Below are 16,809 nucleotides of genomic sequence, written 5' to 3' on the forward strand. Positions count from 1 at the left end.
ATTGTAAAAATGCAACATTAATTTTTAAATGATTGGTTTTCCTGTCTTGGCGCTCTCGACCATACGTTCACCAAGTTGCTCAAAGAAGTCTTCATTCGACTCACTTTGTTTCAAGCGACGCAAAAAACGTTCTGTGAAATCATTGCTATCCGTAAATAAATTACGCAGTTGCCAAACCATTTCTAATTCTTTCTTATCCAGTAACAACTCTTCCTTACGTGTCGAGCTACGACGAATATCAATCGCAGGGTACACACGCTTTTCAGCTAACTTTCTATCAAGCGTAAGCTCCATGTTACCCGTACCTTTGAATTCTTCATAAATCATGTCATCCATACGTGAGCCCGTTTCAACTAATGCAGTCGATAAAATCGTTAAACTACCACCTGCTTCAATGTTACGTGCAGCACCGAAGAATGCTTTCGGACGATGTAAACTTGCTGGATCTAAACCACCTGATAACGTACGGCCACTTGGCGGAATGACTAAGTTATACGCACGTGCAAGACGTGTAATAGAATCCATTAAGATAATAACATCTTCACCAAGCTCGACTAAACGCTTCGCACGTTCTAACAATAACTCAGCCACTTTCACGTGGTGTTCTGGTGGCTCATCAAATGTTGAATGCACAACTTCAGCTGCTTCAACTGAACGTTCTAAATCCGTTACCTCTTCAGGACGTTCGCCGACGAGTAAGATGAACAACTTCGCTTCTGGATGATTAACACAAATTGCGTTGGCAATTTCTTTTAATAATGATGTCTTACCGGCTTTCGGTGGCGCGACAATCATACCACGCTGGCCGAAACCAATCGGCGACACTAAATCCATAATACGCGTTGAATAATTCGTCTTTGTTGTTTCAAGGCGTATACGTTTATCCGGATATAACGGTGTTAATGCCTGGAAGTGAGGACGTTTCTTTACTTCTTCTGCATTTTGGTCGTTAACAAAGTCAACTTGTAGTAAACCATAATATTTTTCATTTTCTTTCGGTTTACGTACTTTTCCAGTTACTTTATCACCTTTTTTAATTTCGAAACGGCGAATTTGACTTGCAGAGATATAAATATCCTTCTCACCTTTAGAATAGTTAACTGTTCTTAAGAATCCGTAACCATCTGGTTGAATATCATCTAATATCCCTTCCATGTAATAATTGCCATCTTTCTCCATTTGCTTCTCCATAATGGCAAGGACAAGCTCTTTTTTATTTAATTTACTGTAATTAACTAAACCAAGCTCTTTTGCTCTTGTCGTTAATGCTTTTGTCGTGTGATTTTTATATAATTCGTGAAAAGACTCATACTGAGGGCTTGTTCTCACTTTTTCTACCATTTCAACACCCATTTCTAATTTATTTAAATGATTAAACTGCATGTATTCGTTTTGGAAAATTCAAAAAGAAAAGACAGAAGAATATAAGAGGATTATCAATTGATAGTTTAGCACGTTTTTAACAAAAGAAAAAGCTTGAGTATTTACCCAAGCTTAAAAGACATTATATTGTTGCTTCTTTATTGATTACTAAACCTGGTTTCTTATCAAGGCTATGACGTCCTTGAATGAAACGTACAGTTCCTGATTTCGCACGCATTACTAATGAGTGTGTTTCAGCATATCCACCTTTAAATTGCACACCCTTCATTAACTCACCATCTGTTACCGCAGTTGCAGCAAAGATTGCATCGTCACCTTTTACCATATCATCTAATTGCAATACTGTATTCGGCTCAATTCCCATCTTACGACAACGTTCTTCCTGTTCAGCGTCTTCTGGTAATAAAATACCTTGGAAGTCTCCACCTAACGCTTTAATACCTACTGCTGCAATCACACCTTCAGGCGCACCACCTGATCCAAATAATATATCAACCCCAGTGAAGTCAAATGCTGTATTAATCGCACCAGCTACGTCACCATGTTCGATTAATTTAATACGCGCACCCGCTTCACGGATTTCTTTAATAATGCCTGCATGACGTTCACGATTTAATAACGTTGCAGTCACGTCTGAAATATCTTTACCTTTCGCTTTCGCTACTGCGTGTAAGTTTTCAGTGACTGATTTAGAAATATCAACGACACCGACACAATCAGGCCCGACAGCAATCTTCTCCATATACATATCTGGTGCATGTAACAACGTCCCTCTGTCACCAACTGCAAGTACAGTCATCGCATTCCACGAACCTTCTGCAACTAATGTTGTTCCTTCTAATGGGTCTACCGCGATATCAATTTGAGGACCTTCCTTCGTCCCTAATTCTTCGCCAATATATAACATTGGTGCTTCGTCCATTTCACCTTCACCAATGACAACGACACCGTCCATAGGAATAGTGTCAAATACTTCACGCATTGCAGTCGTCGCCGCGCCATCCGCTTCATTCTTTAACCCTTTACCTACCCAACGTGCACTTTTAAGCGCTGCCGCTTCAGTCACTCTGACTAATTCCATCGATAAACTACGTTCCATAAACATTCTCCTCTTTGCATTAGATATGTAACATCGTTATTAGTATAACACATTAAAGCATTATGAGTACCATTAGTTGTCATATGTTCTTATATTTCAGCATATAAAAAAAGAAGGCATCATAAATTGCCTTCCTTTAAGCTTTCTTCTCATCTAATTCCAAATGTTGTTGCGCCCATTCTTCGATTGGGTGCATCGCTTCAGATAATGCATAACCTTTATCTGTCAAAACATACTTAATAGATAACGGCGTCGTTGATACGACTTTCTTTTCAACTAATCCCCATTCAGCCAATTCGCTGAGCTTCAAACTTAACGCACGTGGCGTAATTGATTTCAAGTCACGTTTCATATCAGAAAAATGCGCAGAACGATCTTCAGAACGTGATAAATAGTTTATAAGTAAGCCATTCCAGCTGCGACCAAGTATCTTAAATGTTTCTTCTAAATACGGACAAATTTCCATATTGCTCACCTCTTTTATATTCATAGTGTACAACGATATAAAAAATATATCAACTATAAAATTTATATAATAGAAAAAAACGGCCTGCGCCGTTTTTCATATTTATTCGATTGTCTCACGCCAAATATCTGCACCAAGTGCTTTTAACTTCTCAACGATACCGCTATAACCACGGTCGATATGTCTTACATTGTATACTGTTGTCACGCCTTCAGCTGCAAGTCCAGCAATCACTAAACAAGCGCCTGCTCTCAAGTCGCTCGCTGCAACTTCAGCACCTGACAATTTAGACGGTTTAATCACTGCAGTACCACCAGATTCAGTTATATCACCACTCATACGTGATAATTCATCAACATGTTTAAATCGCGCTGGATAAATTGTATCTGTAATCGTACTTTGTCCATTTGCCATAAATAAAAGTGGCGTAAATGGTTGTTGTAAATCCGTCGCAAATCCAGGATACACATTTGTCGTAATCGTCACCGGATTATACTTTGCAGGTTTAGAGATTAGCGCTTTGTCTTCTCCAATTTGTACATTAACGCCCATTTCTTTTAACTTCGCAGTTAAAGGTTCCATATGTAATGGGATAATATTCTCGATTAATACTTCCTCACCCATCATTGCAGCAGCACACATATATGTTCCTGCTTCAATGCGGTCCGGGATAATTGTGTGTGTTGTGCCATGAAGTGATTCAACACCTTCAATTTTTAAAGTATCTGTACCAGCGCCACGAATTTTAGCACCCATATTATTTAATAATGTAGCAACATCAACGATTTCAGGCTCTTTCGCTGCATTCTCAATCACAGTCTTGCCTTTCGCCATTGAAGCTGCAAGCATAATATTAATGGTTGCACCAACAGAAACTACATCTAAGAATATTTTTGCACCTTTAAGTTCTTGTGCTTCTAAGTACATACCACCCGCTTCATTCGTAACGGTTGCACCTAACGCTTCAAATCCTTTAATATGCTGATCAATTGGACGTGGTCCTAATGGGCATCCACCAGGTAATCCAATCACACATTTCTTAAACTTACCTAACATTGCACCCATCATATAATATGATGCGCGTAATGATTGTACTTTATGATTAGGAAGTGGCATATTCACAGCATTCGAAGGATCGACTGTTAATTTATCGCCATCTAAAGTTGTCGTTATATTTAAATCTTCTAATAAGCTCATTAAAGTTACAACATCTGAAATTTCTGGTAAACCTTCTAATGTAACTGGACTATTTGCCATTAAAGTTGCCGGAATTAAAGCAACAGCACTATTTTTAGCTCCACTGATTTGAACTGATCCTTTAAGAGGATGACCACCTCTTATTTTAATTACTTCTTCTGACATAGTTGTACTCCTTTAACTTTTATCACACACGTTTATCTTACAAATGTCTATTATTTTCTATTATAAACTAATTCATTTTATTATTGCAAAAAATAAAAAGCATGAAGTCAAATATAAAGGACAGGGTAAAATTAGTCAAGAAAAAAAGACCAATGCACTAAGTGCATCAGTCTTTCGTTGTTGCGTGAATTACGCTTTATTTGAAGTACCGAATTCTCTAATTTTACCGATAACAGTCGCTTTAATTGCTTCACGTGCTGGTCCTAAGTATTTACGTGGATCGTAAACTTCAGCATCATTGTTTAATGTTTCACGAACTGCTTTAGCAGAAGCGATTTGGTTTTCAGTATTTACGTTGATTTTAGCTGTTCCTAAAGAAATTGATTTCACGATATCTTTCGTTGGGATACCAGTACCACCGTGTAATACTAATGGTAAACCAGTTTCTTTACCGATTTCTTCCATTTCTTTGAATCCTAAGTTTGGTTCACCTTTGTAAGGACCATGAACTGAACCTAATGCTGGCGCTAAGCAGTCGATACCAGTTTTCTCAACTAATTCCTTACACTCAGCTGCATCTGCGTATACTACACCGTCAGATACTACGTCGTCTTCTTGTCCACCAACACGACCTAATTCTGCTTCAACAGAAACACCTTTAGAATGTGCGTATTCAACAACTTTGCTAGTAATTTCAACGTTCTCTTCAAATGAATGATGTGAAGCATCGATCATAACAGAAGTAAATCCAGCGTCAATCGCAGCTTTACAGTTTTCGAAGCTTGAACCGTGATCTAAATGAATAGCTACAGGAACAGTGATGTTCATGTCTTTCATTAAACCTTCAACCATCTTCACTACTGTGTAGAAGCCACCCATATATTTAGCAGCACCTTCAGAAACACCTAAAATAACTGGAGCGTTCTCTTCTTGTGATGCACCTAAGATTGCTTGAGTGTACTCAAGGTTGTTAAGGTTGTATTGACCAACAGCATAACCACCTTCTTTTGCTTTGATTAACATTTCTTTCATAGAAACTAATGGCATGGATAAAATCCTCCTTGTTTGTGCTTAAGCACTATTTTTATAACGTTAGTATAGCATTTCGCATAATGAAATGCATGCTTTTAGGCCTCAATTATGCGTACTTTTGTGCAATGTTCAAAACTTCGTCAATTGTAAACGGCTTCATTAAAACACCCGTCGCACCTTTTGACTTGATTGTCTGAACTTCTTCGTCTGTCTGAAATGCTGAGATGAGATAAACGGGAATATCTGAGAATGTTCGAATTTGATTTAGCGTTGCTTCACCAGACAACACCGGCATTTTTCTGTCCAGAAATACAATGTCATATTGTTGATTGCGTATCATCGATAACGCTTGTTCCCCGTTTTCAGCAAGAGTTGTATCGTAACCTTTTAAATTAAATATTTCCTGTAATAATAAGCGAATATTAAGTTCATCGTCTACTACTAATATTTTCATATAATACTTTCCCTTCGTATATGATATGATATGTTGTAACGATTTTAGAAAGAAGGATGGCTATGCTTAAAATATTAAGTACACAACTCAATGGTATCTTTAAAAAAATAGATAATCAAGAGATGGAATTAGATATTGCCGGTCGATTGTTGGCACAAGCTGTTGTTGGTGAAGGTTGTATTTATGTGAAAGGTTTCGGCGATTTAAAATGTTTCGAAGACTTTGTTGTCAATAGTAAAGAAAGCTTATTCGATGCGCAAGTGTATATTTCAGATGCTATCGTTGACTCAACTGATCGTGTCCTTGTTATGAGTGATACATATGATGAAAGTACAGCTGAATTTGTCGATAGTTTAGAAACGCGCAATATTGATTACGTATTAGTTTGCAATAAACACGACGATATTACTGCGATGAATTATATCGACTTAAGCACTCCACGCGCAATTGTACCAACAGAAGACTTCAGCCGTATCATTACACCACATGTTATGGCAATGAACTATATTTATTATGCGATTTATAGTGTGATGCACGAGATGCTGGTTGAGGAGTAGGGTTTAATATAACTGCAACGATTTTAAAAAGCGACGTGTCCATTAACTACACGATAATGGACATGTCATACATTATTTCTTCGTTTTTCTTGGCCACTTGTCCATTAACTACACGATAATGGACATGTCGCACATTATTTCCTCGTTTTTCTTGGCCACTTGTCCATTAACTACACGATAATGGACATGTCATCTAAGCGTAGCCATACCCAAGTACTAAAACCAATACATTCTAGCACGTTTATCACCACTGTAATGACAATACTTCTTCAGCGCACGCTGAACTGTCTTCTTGTCACACCCGCTCCACGCCGCTATTTCCTGGATTTTGAATGGTGCATTCTTTAATATCCACATCTGTCTTGCACATTCGGTAATATAATCTGATTTCGCCATCTTTCTCTCACACACACAAACGACAGTTTTCCGATTTGGTAAGACTGTTACTCTCCCGTATCGTTTACATTTAGGACACTTATAACCCTTACGTAACGATTCAAAATTGTAATATGCGAAACGGCGGACATCTGGATCATTTGCTTCAATTAAAGCACGAGCTAATCGATAATCCTCTTGTGTCGGTGGCCCGAGTTGTTTCAAATGATTAATAATATCATGTACTTGATTAGGAAATTTGATGCAACTATCGCCATTGAAATTCTTTAATCTGAAGGATTCGTTCACAAATACAATTCGACTCTCATGATGATATCGATAGCCATTTCGCATCAAAAATTGAGATAAAATAATATCAGCACGTTTCAGCTGCGTCATGATTGTTTGATCCACACTACCGTTCTCTTTCTTAAATAGTCCATCAATATATGTATAAATACCCGAATAATTCTTTACATCAAAATGATAAACAGTTCCTTCTCCTATCACCACAAAATCAAATTGAGCCTTACTCGATTCTTTTAATGTAATATCCCAAAGCTTCAATCCACCTGTCACTTCATTTAACAATTGATAAAAGTAATGCTCACCTTCATAACCAAGTTGATAACCAAACAAAGTACGACCATCATCTTCACTTAATTTACACCTTCCATCAATATTCATTAAATAGCTGATCTTCCTATCTGGTTCGTGAAGTTTAAGAAACATATTACACCTCCTATAATCAAATTTACAACAACGATAAACTAAAATCAATAGTTAACAAAAGTTAACTATAATCCTACAAAAAAAGACCACCTTAAAGGCGGTCTCGATAATATTATTATTTCTTGATAGCTGCTTCCACGAATCCACGGAATAAGCTTTGTGGTTTCATCGGGCGTGATAAGAATTCTGGGTGGAATTGACATGCCACGAACCATTTATGGTCTGGAATCTCTACGATTTCAACTAAACGACCGTCTGGTGAAAGTCCTGAGAATACTAAACCTTTCTCTTCTAAACGCGCGCGGTATTCATTGTTGAACTCGTAGCGGTGACGGTGTCGCTCGTCAACATGGCTAACACCATATGCTTCAAATGCTTTCGTTCCTTCTTGTACTTCACATGGATATAACCCTAAACGTAAAGTACCGCCTAAGTCAACAACATCTTTTTGATCTGGTAATAATGCGATCACTGGGTATGGTGTGTTTGGATCAAGTTCTGCTGAATGTGCACCTTTAAGTCCGACAACATTACGTGCAAATTCAACTGTTGCAAGTTGCATACCTAAACAAATACCGAAGAACGGAATGTTATTTTCACGTGCGTATTGCGTTGCTAAAATTTTACCTTCAATACCACGTTCACCGAATCCACCCGGTACTAAAATACCGTCGGCATCTTTAAGGCGTTCTTTATAGTTAGTAACGTCTAGTTCTTCTGAGTTAATCCAGTCGATCTCGATATCTTTACCGAATGCATATCCAGCATGTTTCAATGCTTCAGCAACTGACAGATACGCATCTTGTAATGCGACATATTTACCTACTAAAGCAATACGTACTGATCCTTCTAAATTACGTACCGTATCTAATAATTGGTTCCATTCTGTTAAATCCGCTTCACCGCTTGCTTCTAAGCCTAAACGTTCGATAACTAAATCGTCCATATGTTGTGCTTGTAATGCGACTGGAATTTGATATAACGTGTCCGCATCGCGACATTCAATTACTGATTTCTTATCAATATCACAGAATAACGCAATCTTATCACGTAAATCTTCAGTCATTTCATACTCAGTACGCACAACGATCATATCTGGTTGAATACCTAATCCACGTAACTCTTTTACTGAGTGTTGTGTCGGTTTCGTCTTCATTTCGCCGGCCGCTTTAATATAAGGTAATAACGTACAGTGGATGTACATTACGTTCTCACGTCCTAAATCACTCTTAATTTGACGAATTGATTCAATGAACGGTAACGATTCGATATCACCTGTTGTACCACCAATCTCAGTAATAACAACATCCGCTTTCGTTGATTCACCTGCTAATAATAAACGTGATTTAATTTCATTTGTGATATGGGGTATAACTTGTACTGTTCCACCTAAATAATCTCCACGACGTTCTTTCTTTAATACGTGAGAATAAACACGCCCTGCAGTCACGTTAGAATATTGATTTAAATTAATATCAATGAAACGCTCATAGTGACCTAAGTCTAAGTCAGTTTCTGCACCATCATCCGTTACAAATACTTCACCATGTTGATATGGGCTCATCGTACCTGGATCCACGTTTAAATATGGATCGAACTTTTGAATCGTTACATTTAATCCACGGTTTTTAAGTAATCTTCCTAAACTCGCTGCAGTAATCCCTTTACCTAAAGAAGAAACTACGCCACCTGTTACAAATATAAATTTTGTCATGACTTACCTCCTAGAAAAAATAAAAAAGCACTCCGTTTGCCAAAAGCAAAGGGAGCGCATAAGTTTATACGTTCGTCCTAATTAAAGGAGCCCAAGTAAAATAATAATCATTTTTTGCTCGAATGTCAACTGAGATTATAATTCTTCCTCTTCTTCTTCATCTTCGAAATCATCGTCTTCTTCGTCAAATTCATCCGCTTCAACGACTAATCCAGCTTCTTCTAGTTCGTCTTCAACGTCTTCGTCTTCAGCATCTACATTTTCTTCGTCTTCACTGTCGATGACTAAGTCTAACTCATCTTCAACTTCATCTTCACCAAGTAATGCAATCTTCGGTGCATCTTCATCATCTTCATCAAGTACGTCAAATTTCTGTACAGTTGGCGCGATCTTCTCTTCAATATCATCTACTGAATACCAGTCGCGAAGCCCCCACATATATTCGCCAGTTGATAAGAAACGACCATCTGTGTTTAAATCTGTGTAGAACTGAACAACGCGTGTTTCGATTTCTTCACTAGAATATTCACCAATGGCCTGGAATTCGTCGATAAGATCATAAAGGTTTACTTCTTTACCTTTTTCAGTTAAGTACATATAAGCTAAGTCGATAAAAGAATTTTCGTCTATCATTTCTTTTGTATATTCAGAGATTTTCATTTTCTTCGTCCTTTCAAACTATGCTAGTTTAAGTTCACACTACATCATATCAAGAAAATGACCTCCAAAGCAAGGTTAATAACGAATTAATTTCGTTAAATAATTTGGACGGTCTGAATCCATCGCCACAAAATTATTATTTAAATACACATCAATCAATGCATCAGGTACATCCGCTTCAATTTGCACAACTGCTTCATAATGTTTACGTACAAACGTTGCAATTTGACGCAATACGTTCTCTCGAATCGTCTCCACATCTTCCTTAATATTCATCGCCTTTAAGACAGCCACTTTACCGTCTACAGTCAATTCCAACGTACCCACTTCATCTTCATCTTTTAACAGACGAACAATAGCATCATCTCGCACTAAACGTAATTTCGATACATATTTCGCATCTAAATCTAAGTAATACAAACGCTCTTTACCGATTGGTCCATTCGGATTTGTCGCTAAATGCATAAATCCGGCACGCTCATATAAGTTCCATGCCCCTTGATTCTCTGCATCAACAACTAAAAATAAATGTTCGAAATCCGGAAATACGCTTTGCGCGAATTCAGGAATATTCATCATGATTTCAGTTCCATACCCTTGACCTTGTAATTTATTATTAATTGATAAACTACGGACGTACACAGCATTTACTGGCGTATCGTATCCTTCATGTTGATAATGTTGGTGTAATACGAAAAAGCCTACCACCTGATCATCGTGATTTAACACGATACACGGTCTACGGTTTGGATCATATAATCCTTCATCTAATACTTCTACCGGCAATGAAGAATAAATCATTTGTCTTTCTGTTAATTCGAACGCTTCCAGCTGTTCACGATATTCCTCTTTATATTGTACAATCTTAATTTGCGACCCTATGAATTCCATATTGTTGCCTCCATCAAAGTTGAATTTAATAATTTACTCAATATATACCCTGTTTCAAGAAAAATTATCACAAAATTTAAACAAAACTGTGAAACGACACAAACGGTAATGCAATATAGTATAATGACAAAAACAAATTAAATGAGGTAATCATATGAAAATTGGAATCGATGCTGGTGGTACATTAATTAAAATCGCCATCTTAGAAAATGATACATTGACATTCAAAAAGCAACCGAGCACTGAAATTGAACAAGTAGCCGAATGGTTAAAAACTGTACCGGACGCTCAAGTTGCATTAACAGGTGGGAAAGCAACGTATTTACAAAGTTTAATTCCACAAAATGCGTTTCAATCCATTGAGTTTGATGCTACTTTCCGCGGGATTCAATCATTTTTAACAGAAATGAACCTAGATATTTCAAAATTCATCTTCAGCAATGTTGGAACGGGGACTTCTATTCATTTCGTTAATGAAGGAAAACAAATCCGCGCTGGCGGTACAGGTGCTGGCGGTGGTATGATGATGGGATTGTCGTACTTACTAACAGGTCTGGATCAATACGAAGATATCGTAAGCTTAGCGAAAGAAGGTAACCGCGATATTATCGACTTAAAAGTGAAACACATCTATAAAGGCGATAAAACGCCGATACCTGGTGAACTGACTGCTGCGAACTTTGGTAATGTACTCCATAACAAAGACAACGAACACTTTACTGATGCCGATAAGATAGCATCAGTACTCGGAGTTGTCGGTGAAACTGTAACAACTGTATCCATTCATGCAGCACGCGAATTTGGTGCAGAATATGTCGTTTATATCGGTTCAAGTTTCCTGGACAACACATTACTACGTGACATCGTAATGAACTATACAGTATTACGCAACTTCAAACCGTACTTTATCGAGAACGGAGAATATTCAGGGGCAGTCGGTACGTTGAGGTTGATGTCAGAGGCATAAGACAAAGCATTTAGACACCAGACTACTGAAGACAAAAACAAAACTCAACCTAAATCAAAGAGCGATTTAGGTTGAGTTTCTTATTTTGCTTAGGGCTAAACGCAAGTTCGACAGCCTCTCCTGTTTTATTTCTTACCAATAAACTTCACCAAACTATACAAGAACGGGATTAACGTTGCACTAATTACCGTTAACGCAACTGCAATGCCTGTGCCATTACTTTTCTTTGACATACTATAATATCTTCCTTTCAAAGTCCTTCATTCGCTCATTAACGATGTGCTCTTCACCATGCCAAATACATACGAAACGTGACGGGAAGCCATTCTTTTCTTTATAATCTCCATTATAATAAGCTAACGGGAATAAATAACCTGCTTTCACTTCTTCCAGTATTGCGTTATAAAACGCTTCGTTATCCCCTTTGCTATAATACGCTAAAAATTTCTTATACCCGCCATTCAACACACTATCCAGTAAAAGTAATGAACTAGAGCCATTTTGCCTAAAGTTTAAATCAATCGCATAGATCACGCCTTCTTTATCCACAAGCAAATCAAAGCCAGCAATACCAACATATCCAGCCTCAACACCGTTTCGCATAATTTCCAGTCCAGCATCAATCACATCTTGCGGAATATCGTGATCAATAATATTGCCGCGGTATTTGCCGTATTTTTCTGTGATTTGATGACTACAACCGATAAACTGAGGTGTTCCATCTTTCGTGCACGCATATTGCACACAATAGTTCTTCTCCGGTGCTACAAACTGCTCGATAATCATTTGACTTGTCCCTTCAGCTTGACGTACACGTTCAATCGCTTTCGCTACATCTTCTTCCGTGTAACAAATCATAACACCGTACCCTCCGGCTGTTGGATGTTCATCGCCAGGTTTAATAACAAATGGTAACGTCCACTCTTTTACTACTGCCTCAAAATTATCAATCGAAACAACATCACGTTTCGGCAAATATTTACCTTTCGTCCATTGATCTAATATCGATTTATTATTTAATGCGAGAAATTTATCACGTGGTACAACATATTGATTGCCGGGCACTAACGACTCCTCGTGCGCATACTGAAAAAATAGCTTCTCGCCATTATCCACTGCCTCACGTAATATGCGTTCATAATCTTCACGCGTGTCATATGTTCTGTATCCTTCAGGCATCTCAAAACCTACTGCATGAAACAGCGTTTCAGTCTTATCCGTCACAGTCGCTTCATGAACGACAACTGGCATTTGAGCAATCAGCAATTCTCTCGCACTCAGCATATTTGACTGATGCTCCTCTGGTTGCAGCCACGGGTTATATGTATAAGATGGTCTTGATGAATACAGTACGTTGTCCCCGTATAAATCTTTCATTACAAGTGGTAATTTATTTAATTGTTTCGCCATAAATGTTCTCCTTTAATGATTCGTGTAAGTATTTAATACGCGCAAGTTCTTCTGGGCGCTGAATCAACTCAATTGCCATCGTCGCCATAATCTTCGCACCTTGTAATAACGCATGGTCGCCGTGTGCACTTTTCGCTGCTTCACGGAAAGCATCCGTATGTCCAACTAAGCTTGAAGGTCCCATCTTAATATGCGGATGAATCGTAGGGATGATGTGACTCACATTCCCTGTATCCGTTGATCCGAAACCAAAATCATCGTGTAATATCGGTTCATTATGCAGATTTGCATGTTTTTCAAACAAATCATCTAAATACGTATTTCTCACAAATTCATTCACACCATTTTGAATATGATTTAATTTGTATTCAGCACCCGCAGTTAATGCTGCTCCTTGTGCAACACGGTCAACTTTAGCTGTAAGGACATCTAAGTCTTTACGACTGATTGCACGCGTATAGAATCTGGCTTTCGTATAGTCTGGTATAATATTTGCCGATTTCCCACCATCTAAAATAACGCCATGTACTTTATCTGTCTTCTTGATATGCTGTCGTAGCTGACCGATGCCATTAAAGAAACTAATCATCGCATCTAGTGCGTTAATCCCATTATGTGCATTTTCAGAAGCATGTGCTGTCTTGCCAAAGAACTCCACTTCAAAAACATCCACTGCAAGCGTCGGAACGGTTCTAAACGATTCATGACCCGGATGAATCATGAGCGCGACATCACAATCATTAAATAATCCTGCTTTCACATACGACGCTTTCGCGCTACCATTGACGCCACCTTCCTCGGCCGGCGTTCCAAACACCTGGATGACACCACCAATGTCATCGATAACTTCTTTTAATGCAATTGCAGACAACACGCTACTCGTCCCGATAATATTATGGCCACACGCATGGCCAAGCCCTGGCAGCGCATCATATTCAGCTAAATAAGCAATCGTCGGACCTGCCTGCTCACTTTCATACGTCGCAATGAACCCTGTTTCATGCCCTGCAATATCACGCTCTATACTAAATCCTGCATCTTTTAATGTTTTACATAATAAACTTGATGCAAAATATTCTTCATTCCCCAATTCTGGTCGTGCATGTATTTCATGACTAATACGAATAAATTGTGCCCTATGTTGATCAATAAACTGAATCACTTTCTCTTCCATGTCGTCCACTCCTTTATTAACGAAAAAAGACATTCCCAGATAGGAATGTCTTCACGTTCTTATCTGTCAGCTGTTGCTGTAGGAATTAGCACCTTACGAAAATCGCAGGTTGCTGGATGTCATCGGGCCTCTCCCTCAATCCGTCTTGATAATAGTATTGAATTTAATACTAACTATATAGTTTTCTATATATTCTGTCAAATATACTTTTTATTTCGCAGGTAAAGTAATTAAAAACTTCGTCCCGGCTTCCGAACTGACGACGTCAATCGTCCCGTCATGCAATTCTACAATTTCTTTCGCCACCGAGAGTCCTAGACCACTACCATTATGGTGTTCGTTCGTCTTCTTGCCACGATAGAACTGTTCGAAGATATGTTCTAAATCTTCTTGTGGAATCCCTTGACCGTTATCTGCTATTTCAATGACTGCATTATGCCCATTCATATAAGTATTAATCCACACTTCTACATTTAAATTATGCGTGAAGCTGTTCGATACGATATTCGTTAACACACGGTCCATACGCGACGCATCAATATGAATCGTCGCATTTTCCTGATGCACATAGCTTAAACCTTTATTGCCATATTGCGCAACGAACGATTCAATATATGATTTCAAGCATGTTTCTTCCGTATGAAATTGAATACCGTCACTCTTTAATTGATATACCATATTTAAATCTTTCAGCAATTGGTCGATGTATAATGCTTTATCTTCAATGATCGCCATAAATTTCTTTTTCTCTGCTGCTTCCAGCGGCATACCACTGTTTAACAACTTTGCATAGCCATATATTGAACTAAGCGGTGTCTTTAAATCATGTGTTATGCCACGCACCCAGTTTTCACGTTGAACATTCATCTTACTTTGATAGTCTTTATCATCCGCAAGTTTCCCCGTCAACTTCGCTATCGCATCGTCAATCGAGCTATACATGCGATATTTACGACGCAAACGACCGTTCTTATATACTTTATCATTGTTAAGTACGGCATAATCACCTTTGGCGAGATGCTCCACCCATCTTGAGTAATGTCTTAATGGTTGTGCCAGACGATTTCCAATTAAAAATGATAATAACAATATTGCAGCGAGCACAAATAAATTCAACCAACCATACCATATTAAGAAGTTTTTAACGACACTCATAAAATCTTTATCGTATAAATAACTGTTTTCAGCAAAGATTGCTTTCGTATCTTCAGGTTGGTTATTTTTTTGAATTACGTAATAATTTTTACCATCTTTATAAAATGTAACGAAGAAATACTGCTGGAAATTGTCGTGATTTTTATGTTCAAAGATCGCGTTATTCACTACATCTTCATCAAACTCCCCGGATAGCTTCTTCAAGTTCGTCTTATCAGCAACAAATAGCGATAAGTGATGTTGATTCAAATAGTCCTGCGCATGACTCTCGTCGTGCTCCAGTTGGCGACGCGCTTCATTTAACACACTGTTCTGTATATAAATGACTTGCTTGCCGTCAGCCAATGCCCACGTCGAAAATTCGTCAGAGCGATACGTATTAAGCGGTTTAAGTTGAAACTGTTTATCCGAATTATAAATGACTTGATGTGCTTTATTCATGACGATAAGTACACCGTCTGTTTGCTTGACGAAATTAATGAGTTTATTTGCTGGTTTAACTTTATCACCATTGACCTGCATATATTCACTCATCGTAATCGAATCGACACTTTGTAAATCCTGTTCAAAGAAATCCAGTTCCGTCGTAAATAAAAAGTAAACAAAAAACGCACATATCATGAACGTAATCGAAAAATAAAACAATAAAAAATAACGGATGAAACGCATCATAAATTTATTGCTGATATTCATTGACGTTCACCGGACTTTAAAATGTAACCGATACGACGCGCTGTCACTAATATTTCAGGGTGGCTCGGATCACGTTCTAACTTTTCTCTTAACTTTCGTATATGCACCATGACAGTATTATCGTCTACAAACTGATTCTCCCATACTGCTTCATAAATTTGCTCTTTCGTACAAATTTCATCACGATGTTCGTATAAATATTGCATTAATAAATATTGCTTCCCTGATAATGTATATGTCTTATTTCCTACGACCAGTTCCGCATTGCGTTCATCAAATGCGTATAAAGTATTCGTCTGACCTTTCGTCTTTAAATACCTTGCAACGTTTACTTTCACACGTGCAGCGAGTTCCATTGGATTGAATGGTTTCGTAATATAGTCATCTGCCCCATTTTGAAAGCCTTTAATCTTATCGCGATCCTGCGTATTCGCTGATACATAAATAATGGGCGCATCTGTCATTTCACGGATAGCCTGACCTAAATCATAGCCTGAGCCATCACCTAAATTAATATCTAATAAATACGCATCAAACGCTGATGTAATCATTGCCTTACCTTCTGAAAACGTCGCCGCGATTTGTACTCTGTCAAACCCTTCGCGCATCAGTATAAACTTAATTAATTCTGCAATTTCAAGTTCATCTTCTACAATTAAAATGGATGGCATACGATTACTCCTTA

General features: G+C 38.0%; 16 protein-coding genes and 1 riboswitch. Of the genes, 2 read left to right on the forward strand and 14 right to left on the reverse strand.

Annotated elements, in window-relative coordinates; translation table 11 throughout:
* Positions 1-24: 24 nt before the first annotated feature.
* The 6 genes from rho to OCL94_RS10310 all read right to left on the reverse strand — a co-directional run bounded on the left by rho (position 25) and on the right by OCL94_RS10310 (position 5,796).
* Positions 25-1,341, reverse strand: a complete 1,317-nt coding sequence (rho, locus tag OCL94_RS10285; RefSeq protein WP_262996861.1) for a transcription termination factor Rho — start codon at positions 1,339-1,341, stop codon at positions 25-27.
* A gap of 163 nt (positions 1,342-1,504) precedes the next feature.
* Positions 1,505-2,482 (reverse strand): class II fructose-bisphosphatase, encoded by a 978-nt coding sequence (gene glpX, locus OCL94_RS10290; RefSeq protein ID WP_262996829.1) that lies wholly within the window; start codon positions 2,480-2,482, stop codon positions 1,505-1,507.
* Between the two features lie 136 nt (positions 2,483-2,618).
* Positions 2,619-2,948, reverse strand: coding sequence for a winged helix-turn-helix transcriptional regulator (locus tag OCL94_RS10295; protein WP_262996830.1), 330 nt, complete (start codon positions 2,946-2,948; stop codon positions 2,619-2,621).
* A 102-nt stretch (positions 2,949-3,050) separates the two neighbouring features.
* Positions 3,051-4,310, reverse strand: coding sequence for a UDP-N-acetylglucosamine 1-carboxyvinyltransferase (locus OCL94_RS10300; protein ID WP_262996831.1), 1,260 nt, complete (start codon positions 4,308-4,310; stop codon positions 3,051-3,053).
* Positions 4,311-4,499: 189 nt separating this feature from the next.
* Positions 4,500-5,357, reverse strand: a complete 858-nt coding sequence (gene fdaB, locus OCL94_RS10305; protein ID WP_262996832.1) for a class IIb fructose-bisphosphate aldolase FdaB — start codon at positions 5,355-5,357, stop codon at positions 4,500-4,502.
* A 91-nt stretch (positions 5,358-5,448) separates the two neighbouring features.
* Positions 5,449-5,796 carry a response regulator gene (locus OCL94_RS10310; RefSeq protein ID WP_262996833.1) on the reverse strand — a complete coding sequence of 116 codons (348 nt, stop codon included), beginning with the start codon at positions 5,794-5,796 and terminating at the stop codon, positions 5,449-5,451.
* 62 nt (positions 5,797-5,858) lie between these two features.
* On the opposite strand from OCL94_RS10310, the gene OCL94_RS10315 reads away from it, so the two are divergent.
* Positions 5,859-6,353 (forward strand): DUF2529 domain-containing protein, encoded by a 495-nt coding sequence (locus OCL94_RS10315; RefSeq protein ID WP_262996834.1) that lies wholly within the window; start codon positions 5,859-5,861, stop codon positions 6,351-6,353.
* Positions 6,354-6,569: 216 nt separating this feature from the next.
* Here OCL94_RS10315 and OCL94_RS10320 read toward each other — a convergent pair whose 3' ends face one another.
* From OCL94_RS10320 to OCL94_RS10335, 4 genes are all read right to left on the reverse strand, one after another.
* The gene (locus OCL94_RS10320; RefSeq protein ID WP_262996835.1) at positions 6,570-7,460 is read right to left on the reverse strand and encodes a nuclease-related domain-containing protein; all 891 of its coding nucleotides are present in this window, start codon (positions 7,458-7,460) and stop codon (positions 6,570-6,572) included.
* Positions 7,461-7,575: 115 nt separating this feature from the next.
* Positions 7,576-9,174 carry a CTP synthase gene (locus OCL94_RS10325; protein ID WP_262996836.1) on the reverse strand — a complete coding sequence of 533 codons (1,599 nt, stop codon included), beginning with the start codon at positions 9,172-9,174 and terminating at the stop codon, positions 7,576-7,578.
* Positions 9,175-9,309: 135 nt separating this feature from the next.
* On the reverse strand, positions 9,310-9,834 hold the full coding sequence (gene rpoE / locus OCL94_RS10330) for a DNA-directed RNA polymerase subunit delta (protein WP_262996837.1): 525 nt from the start codon (positions 9,832-9,834) through the stop codon (positions 9,310-9,312).
* Between the two features lie 75 nt (positions 9,835-9,909).
* The gene (locus tag OCL94_RS10335; RefSeq protein WP_262996838.1) at positions 9,910-10,725 is read right to left on the reverse strand and encodes a GNAT family N-acetyltransferase; all 816 of its coding nucleotides are present in this window, start codon (positions 10,723-10,725) and stop codon (positions 9,910-9,912) included.
* 154 nt (positions 10,726-10,879) lie between these two features.
* Between OCL94_RS10335 and coaW the strand changes: the two genes are divergently transcribed.
* Positions 10,880-11,692 carry a type II pantothenate kinase gene (coaW, locus tag OCL94_RS10340; RefSeq protein WP_262996839.1) on the forward strand — a complete coding sequence of 271 codons (813 nt, stop codon included), beginning with the start codon at positions 10,880-10,882 and terminating at the stop codon, positions 11,690-11,692.
* Between the two features lie 234 nt (positions 11,693-11,926).
* Here coaW and ldmS read toward each other — a convergent pair whose 3' ends face one another.
* From ldmS to OCL94_RS10360, 4 genes are all read right to left on the reverse strand, one after another.
* Positions 11,927-13,102, reverse strand: coding sequence for an L-aspartate--L-methionine ligase LdmS (ldmS, locus tag OCL94_RS10345; protein ID WP_262996840.1), 1,176 nt, complete (start codon positions 13,100-13,102; stop codon positions 11,927-11,929).
* Positions 13,083-14,276: a M20 family metallopeptidase gene (locus tag OCL94_RS10350; RefSeq protein WP_262996841.1), complete on the reverse strand. Its 1,194-nt coding sequence runs from the start codon at positions 14,274-14,276 to the stop codon at positions 13,083-13,085. Before OCL94_RS10350 ends, ldmS begins: the two co-directional genes overlap by 20 nt.
* 56 nt (positions 14,277-14,332) lie before the next feature.
* Positions 14,333-14,431, reverse strand: a riboswitch (SAM riboswitch).
* Between the two features lie 55 nt (positions 14,432-14,486).
* Entirely contained in the window at positions 14,487-16,124 is a 1,638-nt protein-coding gene (locus OCL94_RS10355; protein WP_262996842.1) for a HAMP domain-containing sensor histidine kinase, read from the reverse strand.
* Positions 16,121-16,795: a response regulator transcription factor gene (locus tag OCL94_RS10360; protein ID WP_262996843.1), complete on the reverse strand. Its 675-nt coding sequence runs from the start codon at positions 16,793-16,795 to the stop codon at positions 16,121-16,123. Before OCL94_RS10360 ends, OCL94_RS10355 begins: the two co-directional genes overlap by 4 nt.
* Positions 16,796-16,809 lie beyond the last annotated feature (14 nt).

Source organism: Macrococcus capreoli, assembly GCF_025628935.1.
Classification (GTDB): Bacteria; Bacillota; Bacilli; order Staphylococcales; family Staphylococcaceae; genus Macrococcoides; species Macrococcoides capreoli.

What these genes read in the sequence shown, in the direction of transcription:
- rho (WP_262996861.1), bottom strand. Translation starts at nt 1,341, where the DNA reads ATGGTAGAAAAAGTGAGAACAAGCCCTCAGTATGAGTCTTTTCACGAA.
- glpX (WP_262996829.1), bottom strand. Translation starts at nt 2,482, where the DNA reads ATGGAACGTAGTTTATCGATGGAATTAGTCAGAGTGACTGAAGCGGCA.
- OCL94_RS10295 (WP_262996830.1), bottom strand. Translation starts at nt 2,948, where the DNA reads ATGGAAATTTGTCCGTATTTAGAAGAAACATTTAAGATACTTGGTCGC.
- OCL94_RS10300 (WP_262996831.1), bottom strand. Translation starts at nt 4,310, where the DNA reads ATGTCAGAAGAAGTAATTAAAATAAGAGGTGGTCATCCTCTTAAAGGA.
- fdaB (WP_262996832.1), bottom strand. Translation starts at nt 5,357, where the DNA reads ATGCCATTAGTTTCTATGAAAGAAATGTTAATCAAAGCAAAAGAAGGT.
- OCL94_RS10310 (WP_262996833.1), bottom strand. Translation starts at nt 5,796, where the DNA reads ATGAAAATATTAGTAGTAGACGATGAACTTAATATTCGCTTATTATTA.
- OCL94_RS10315 (WP_262996834.1), top strand. Translation starts at nt 5,859, where the DNA reads ATGCTTAAAATATTAAGTACACAACTCAATGGTATCTTTAAAAAAATA.
- OCL94_RS10320 (WP_262996835.1), bottom strand. Translation starts at nt 7,460, where the DNA reads ATGTTTCTTAAACTTCACGAACCAGATAGGAAGATCAGCTATTTAATG.
- OCL94_RS10325 (WP_262996836.1), bottom strand. Translation starts at nt 9,174, where the DNA reads ATGACAAAATTTATATTTGTAACAGGTGGCGTAGTTTCTTCTTTAGGT.
- rpoE (WP_262996837.1), bottom strand. Translation starts at nt 9,834, where the DNA reads ATGAAAATCTCTGAATATACAAAAGAAATGATAGACGAAAATTCTTTT.
- OCL94_RS10335 (WP_262996838.1), bottom strand. Translation starts at nt 10,725, where the DNA reads ATGGAATTCATAGGGTCGCAAATTAAGATTGTACAATATAAAGAGGAA.
- coaW (WP_262996839.1), top strand. Translation starts at nt 10,880, where the DNA reads ATGAAAATTGGAATCGATGCTGGTGGTACATTAATTAAAATCGCCATC.
- ldmS (WP_262996840.1), bottom strand. Translation starts at nt 13,102, where the DNA reads ATGGCGAAACAATTAAATAAATTACCACTTGTAATGAAAGATTTATAC.
- OCL94_RS10350 (WP_262996841.1), bottom strand. Translation starts at nt 14,276, where the DNA reads ATGGAAGAGAAAGTGATTCAGTTTATTGATCAACATAGGGCACAATTT.
- OCL94_RS10355 (WP_262996842.1), bottom strand. Translation starts at nt 16,124, where the DNA reads ATGAATATCAGCAATAAATTTATGATGCGTTTCATCCGTTATTTTTTA.
- OCL94_RS10360 (WP_262996843.1), bottom strand. Translation starts at nt 16,795, where the DNA reads ATGCCATCCATTTTAATTGTAGAAGATGAACTTGAAATTGCAGAATTA.